Origin of the sequence: Nocardia sp. NPDC004604, assembly GCF_040609795.1 — a bacterium.
Taxonomy (GTDB): domain Bacteria; phylum Actinomycetota; class Actinomycetes; order Mycobacteriales; family Mycobacteriaceae; genus Nocardia.
Window position 1 is genome coordinate 25813 of record NZ_JBEXLC010000103.1, and the last position, 6622, is coordinate 32434.

The 6622-nt window shown below is 67.0% G+C and carries 4 protein-coding genes; 3 read left to right on the plus strand and 1 reads right to left on the minus strand.

Annotated elements, in window-relative coordinates; genetic code table 11:
• Positions 1-137 precede the first annotated feature (137 nt).
• Both ABZW16_RS30475 and ABZW16_RS30480 read left to right on the plus strand, forming a co-directional pair.
• On the plus strand, positions 138-1100 hold the full coding sequence (locus ABZW16_RS30475; protein WP_354959534.1) for a hypothetical protein: 963 nt from the start codon (positions 138-140) through the stop codon (positions 1098-1100).
• Between the two features lie 106 nt (positions 1101-1206).
• Positions 1207-2028, plus strand: coding sequence for an HAD family hydrolase (locus ABZW16_RS30480; RefSeq protein WP_354959537.1), 822 nt, complete (start codon positions 1207-1209; stop codon positions 2026-2028).
• Between the two features lie 157 nt (positions 2029-2185).
• On the opposite strand, the gene ABZW16_RS30485 is transcribed toward ABZW16_RS30480, so the two are convergent.
• Positions 2186-4780: an N-acetylmuramoyl-L-alanine amidase gene (locus ABZW16_RS30485; RefSeq protein WP_354959535.1), complete on the minus strand. Its 2595-nt coding sequence runs from the start codon at positions 4778-4780 to the stop codon at positions 2186-2188.
• A 371-nt stretch (positions 4781-5151) separates the two neighbouring features.
• Here ABZW16_RS30485 and ABZW16_RS30490 point away from each other — a divergent pair.
• On the plus strand, positions 5152-6622 hold a 1471-nt coding region (locus tag ABZW16_RS30490; protein ID WP_354959536.1), incomplete at its 3' end, for a SpoIID/LytB domain-containing protein.

Genomic DNA, 6622 nt, shown 5'->3' on the forward strand with positions numbered 1-6622 from the left:
GGGCCAGCATCGAGTATTAGTCCCTGATCATAAGGACGTGGGTGCGACCGTGCGTGACACGTGTGAGATCGGCATGTCCCTTATTCTGTCGTCGCAGGTGCGTCCAGGCTTTTCTCGGCGCTTTAAGGGGGACCGCCATGAGTTATCCGCAATATGAGCCCTATCCACCGGCTCCGGCGCCCGTGCCGAGCGGCGGCACCGCGATCAGCGCCGGGGTGCTGGCGAGTATCGGCAGCGCGGCCCAGTTGCTCGGCGGCGGTGTGAATATTGTGCTCGGGGTCACGGACCTGGGGACCGACCTCGCCGACTACGACTCCACCGGCCTGTTCGCACAGCACTGGTTCAAGGCATATGCACTGGTGACCGGTGTTATCGCGCTGATCACGGCGATCCTGCTCAGCGTCGGCGCGGTTATGGTGTTCACCAGGAAGCCGCTCGGCCGGGTGCTGGTCGTCGCGGGGTGTGCGGTGGTCGTGATCGCCGGGATCGCCGAGTATGCAGTGACACTGCGCTACACCACCTCGGGCGGTAGCGCTGCGGGGATCAGCGGCGGCGTCGGCGGTCTGATCGGTCTGGTCTTCCCGATCGCCACCGCGGTCCTCGCCCTCATCGCCCCGACGACGCGCTGGTTGAACTATGACCCGGCGAGCGCCTACCCACCACCGGTGGCCGGGTACCCGTACGGACCGGCCGCGCCACCGCCCGGACCAGCGGTGTATTCATCCGGATCGGGCGCGACGCCCTACCCGCCCGCGTCGACCGGTTATCCGCAGTACAGCCCCGGTGCACCGTATCCTCACGCGGGTTCCGCCTATTCGGGAACCGACCAGGCAGGAACCCAGGCCGCGTCTCCGGCGGGCACGCCCTCGGATTGGTCGGCGAATCCCCCGACAGGGCCGGCATATCCGCCGTCCGATCAGGCTGGGCCAGAGGCCGCGTCTCCGGCGGGCACGCCCTCGGATTGGTCGGCGAGTTCGGCGGCACCCCCTGTACATCCGCGGCCCGATCTGGCGAAACCACAGCCTGACCAGGCTGAACAACAGCCCGACCCGACAGTGCAGGCCGACGACTCCGTATGGCGGCGACCGCCATCCAAGTGACAGCCGCACACTGCCCGAGCCGATCATGGTGGCGCGGATCGAGGCCGTGGTGATAGCCGCGACCTCGCCGAGATGGTCTTCCGGCAGGATGGAATAGGTGACGCGCCTGCACCTGCCCAAGCCGAAGATGGTTGCCACCGATGTAGACGGCACCCTCATCGATCACGACGAGCGGGTTACCGCGCGAACCAAGGCGGCGGTGGCCGCCCTGATCACCGACGGTGTGCCATTCGTCCTTGCCACCGGCAGGCCGCCCCGCTGGATCGATCCGGTGGTCGACGGGCTCGGCTACGCGCCGCTGTGTGTCTGCGGCAATGGTGCGGTGATCTACGACAGCGCCGCCGATCGGGTGCTCGCCAGCCGCACACTCGACGTGGACACCCTGTCCTGGATCGCCGATCTGGCCGAACGCGCGCTGCCCGGCTGCGGCCTCGCCGCCGAACGCGTCGGTGCCAGCGCGCACGATGCGGTGACGCCGCAATTCGTGAGCTCGCCGGAATACGAGCACGCATGGCTCAATCCGGATGACACCGAGGTCTCGCGCATGGAAGTCATCGATGCGCCCGCGATCAAGATGCTGGTTCGACTACGCGGCACCCGCAGCGCCGATATGCGCGCGGTCCTCGCACCGCTGATCGGCGACCGCGCCGATATCACCTACTCGACCGACCACGGCCTGATCGAAATCTCCGCCCCCGGCGTCACCAAGGCCTCCGGCCTGGCGATAGTGGCCCAGCGCCTCGGCGTCGAACATTCGACCATTATCGCGTTCGGCGATATGCCCAATGATGTACCGATGCTGACCATGGTCGGCCACGGTGTCGCGATGGCCAACGCACACCCGGAGGCGCTCGCGGCCGCAAACGAAGTCACCGCCGCGAACTCCGAAGACGGTGTGGCGCAAGTACTCGAGCGCTGGTGGGTCTGAGCTGGTCAGCGTGACTGACCGAATCCCGGTGAGCCGTTGCAGAGTTCGGCTGCTGGGCACAGATATCGAAGCGGCCCGGGCGGTTTCCGGTGCACAAATGCGCCGAGCCCAACTGGTCGACGCGGTCGTCGCAGCTGGGCTCGGCGTGGTGCGCTGGTCAGCCAGCGGGTGCGCTGGCCTGGCCGACCGGATTGCGGCTGATCTGCTGTTGGTTGGTTTCGTTGTAGGCCTTCCAGACGGTGGTGATGATGCCGGTCAGTTGGTTGAGAATCAGTGAGCCGTACTGGAAGTCGGTGCGCAGTCCGTTCGGCACCGGATAGGTATTGCTCAGCGGGAGGCCGAGGACGCCAGCGTCGGCGCCGAGGGCGAGGAAGCGGTCCAGGATCGCGCCCATCACCTCGTACACCTGACCATTCGCGCCGGTGTAGGCATACCCGTTGACGAATTTGGCGTACTGCTGCCCCTGGGCGGCGGGCAGCGGCTCCGATACGGCCGCGCCGAGCGGGCCGTCCGGACCGCCCTTATCGGCCCAATGTTTGGCGATCGGGTTCTGATTCACCATGCCGAGCAGTTTGGCGGTCAGCGCGGCCAGCGTTGCGATATCCGCCTGTGGGCGCGGGGCGGCCTGCGACTGCGGTGCCTGCGCCTGCTGCTGGGGTGCCTGCGCCTGCTGTTGCGGTTTGCTCGACGTGCCGGAGGCGCCCGATACGCCCGCGGCGATATCGCGGATGCGATCCATATCGGCATAGACCGCGTCACCGGGGCAACTGGTATTGCCGACGTCGCGATGCGCGAACACCACCGGCAGTCGGACCGCCTCGCCCTCCGGATAGGGGGTGAATTCGGTGCCCTCGGAGTACATCGTGGTGTAGCCCTTGGGGTCGAGGCCCGCAATCTTGGACCGCCAGCCGATGAACCGGCCGACCGCGTCGAGCGCCTCCGCAGAGGGCTCCTCGGACTCGTAGTTGCCCATCAATGCCACACCCGAGGTGTTCTCGTTGAACCCACCCGCGTGCGCGCCCTGCACCGGACGGTCCAGTCCGCCGAAGCGGCCCTCGAAGATCTGGCCGTACTTGTCGACCAGTGCGTTGTAACCGATATCGCACCAGCCCAACGTCTTTGCGTGATAGCTGTAGATCGCGCGGACGATGCCCGCGGATTCGGCCCTGCTGTAGTCGTTGCGGCCCGCGGTGTGGTGCACCGTGATGCCGCCGACCTGGTCGTCGTAGGTGGGGTCTTCGCAGCGAATGGATTCGTCGGCGCCCCACTGGGATCGGGTGATGACATTGGGTCCGCCGCCGGGCAGCGCCGCCGCGACATCGGTGAGCGTGCCGTCGATGGCCCCTCGGCCCGGATCGATCAGCACAGCCGTCAATGCGGCAGCGGTCTGAGCCGGATCATCCGAGCGGGGGGCGGCCTGGGTGGGCCGCATCGGCACCGCGCCCTCGGCATCGTCCGCGATCGGGGAATGCGGTGAGGTGGCCGGGGTCGGCTTGCGGGTCACCAGAATCTGCACCGACTTGGTATTGCCAACATAGATCGGTTCGGTGCCGGTGGTGCCGCCCGCCGCCACTCGATCGTTGCGACGCGTATCGACGGCTTGGCTGTCGTACCAGGGACCCCAGGTGTCATCGGACTGACGGGCCCGGATCATCACCTTGGTGTCCACCAGATCGTGCGCGGTCAATGCGACGAGGCTGAACGGTGTATCCCGACTGACTTCCTTGACCTGCGCACCGACCTGGCTGAGCAGCTCCGGTGGGACGGCGCCGGGTGCCAGTGCGGGTGTGTCCGGGGTGATTCCGGGTTCCAGCTGGTCGGCGTCGGCGATGAAGGCGGCGGCCGAGGGATGACGTTGGCCGGACTGCGCGGGAGTGGTTTGGCCTGGAGTGATGCCCTGTCCGAGGGTGCCTTGACCTGTGTCGGGGCTCTGACTTGTTCGGGGGCTTTGACCCGGCGTGGTTCGGCTGGGTGTGGTGCTCTGACCATGGGCGGTGCCCTGACCGGTGTTGGGGCTCCGACCCGGCGTGGTTTGGCCGGGAATGGCCTGGCCGGGGGCGAATTGACCCGGAGTCGTTCGGCCGGGGAAGGTTTGCCCGGGAGCCAATTGGGCCGGAACAGGTTGGTTCGGAACCGGTTGGCCTGGAAGGGATTGGCTGGGTGTGGTGCCCTGTCCGAGGGTGGTGCCTCGACTGGTGTTGGGGCTCTGGCCCGGCGTGGTTTGGCCGGGAATGGCCTGGCCAGGGGCGGAATGACCCGGAGTCGTTTGGCCGGGGAAGGTTTGACCGGGAGCCGATTGGCCTGGGAAGGTTTGACCGGGAGCCGATTGGCCTGGGAGGGATCGGCCGGGAACTGACTGGCCTGGGAGGAATTGGCCCGGTACTGATCGGCCCGGGGCGCCCTGTCCGAGATTCAGCTTGGGGATCGGAATTTCCGTGGGTAGCTGCATGCCGGGCGGCAGCGGTAGCCCCTGCGGAATCGGAACGGAATCCGGAAGCGGCAGCATGCGTAGATCCGAAAGATGCAGATCGGGCAGGTCGAGCCCGGTGAGTTCGCGGAGCGGAAGGGTGATGTCGGGCACCGTGGTGAGGACCACCTCGGCCATCTGTGCGGGTATTGCGGCGAGCTCGCTACCGGTGGTCGAACGGTAATCGGTCGAATCGCTCAGCGTGAAAGTCGCGAGCGGGGCCGCTACCGCAACAGTGGTGACAACCGGGAGCACGTAGGAACGTTTCGGTTTGCGGTACGGCATGAGCGTCTCCATTCAGGTCGAACCGAGCGATCATCTGCACGAATGTCAGGGTTGCTTCCTGATGCATCAACGACCACACTAGTTCACAACTGTCACAAATCTAAACCTTTGGTTGAGGATCATGTGATTGCTCGAATGTAGCTCTCGGGATGCGCCCGGATGGCACGACATGCCGAGCGGTACCGAACCGATCAAGTCCCGAAAAACCGTGGGAGTGAACGGATGCGACGCGAACAGCAGCGAAATGGGCTACCGCGGGGGAGCGGAAAATGCGGATGAAAACGACAGCGGCAGGTAGGCGAATTGGCCGTAGGCGGATATCGCGAACCCCGATATCCATCCGTCCGGTGCTGGTCACGGGTGGCGCCGCCATGTTGGTCGGAACCGTGATCGCGTGCTGGGTCTGGCCGACCGACGCGCCGTATCGGGCGCTCGCCGGACCGGGGCACGGGCGCGGGATGAGCCAGGTCGGCGCATTCGACAGCGCACAGGAGGGCTGGGCCGCCGAGCGCATCCTCGATCACTACTACCCGGGCGCGACCCTGGGCAAGATCTCAGCAACCACTGTCGGGGTGCGACTAGTGGAACAGGACGACTCCACACTGGACGCCTACGCCGACGCCGGGTTGCGGGTCGCTGGCCAATTGCTCGCACCCGGTCAGGTCGCCCACCTCACCGCGCTACCCGATGGCGGTGCCCATGTGGTCGTCACGATGGGCTGTGACGGCGAGGTGCTGTGGCATAAGACGGTCACCGACCCGTGGATCTATCCGGTCAATCCCCGGCCCAACCGTCCCGCGGCCGAACATCTGACCCTGTGCGGCGGTTCGGCCTATCGCGGCTCGCTCGGTGTTGCGATGGAGAACGGCGAGGCGCGCACGGTGAATCGCGTCGATGTCGAGGACTATCTGATCGGCGTCGTCCCGGCCGAGGTGCAGGCCAATTGGGCCGATAGGGGTGCGACGGAAGCCCTTCGCGCACAGGCGATCGCGGCGCGCTCGTATGCACTCGCCGAACACCGCTACCCCTATGCGCAGACCTGCGACACCACCGACTGCCAGGTCTATCCGGGCACCGCCAAGGAGGATCCGCGCGCGACCCAGGCCATCGCGGCGACCGCGGGAACGGTACTGCTGCGCGACGGTCGAATTCTGCGAGCGGAGTACTCCGCCGCCCCCGACGGCGGGGAACCCGCCGATATCTACGCCTTCGATGTCGGCCCCACACCGGCCGAACTCGGCACCCCGGTGGTCGGCGCGGCCGCACCGCCCGTCGACCCCCGCAAGCAGACCCTCGCAGTCGAATCGCCGATCGAGGCCGAATACCGCCGGATCGGCGGCGCGAACAGCGCGCTTGGCCAACCCCTCGGCCCCGAGCTGGCCCTCTCTGAAAACGCTGGCACCTACCGCCTTTTCACCAACGGCGTCATCATCGCAACCCCCACGCTCGGCGCCCGGGTCGTCGACTTCACAACCCTCATGCAACTGGTGCCGGATCCACACGGGACCACAACCCAGGAGGGTAAGCCGGGCAGCACGGTGCCGCCCGTGGGCACGGTGCCGCGGGGAAGTGCAGTGCGACCGAACGCCAACGGTTCACCCGGGACCGCAGTGCTTCCCAGCGGCACTGCGTCGCAGGATCGGGCGATGCCCGGAGCCACCCTCGGTCCCGAAAGTTCGGTGCCCGCAGATGTGCTCGGGCCGCGTGGTGTGGTGCCGCCGGGCGGCAGTGTTTCGCCTGAGGGGGCACTGTTGGGCGGTGTGCTCGGACCGCAGGATGGGGCGTTGCCCGGAGCCACCCTCGGTCCCGAAAGTTCGGTGCCCGCAGATGTGCTCGGGCCGC

Bases quoted from the DNA above. Each gene is read 5' to 3' on its own strand.
- ABZW16_RS30475 (WP_354959534.1), top strand. From the start codon at position 138: ATGAGTTATCCGCAATATGAGCCCTATCCACCGGCTCCGGCGCCCGTG.
- ABZW16_RS30485 (WP_354959535.1), bottom strand. From the start codon at position 4,780: ATGCCGTACCGCAAACCGAAACGTTCCTACGTGCTCCCGGTTGTCACC.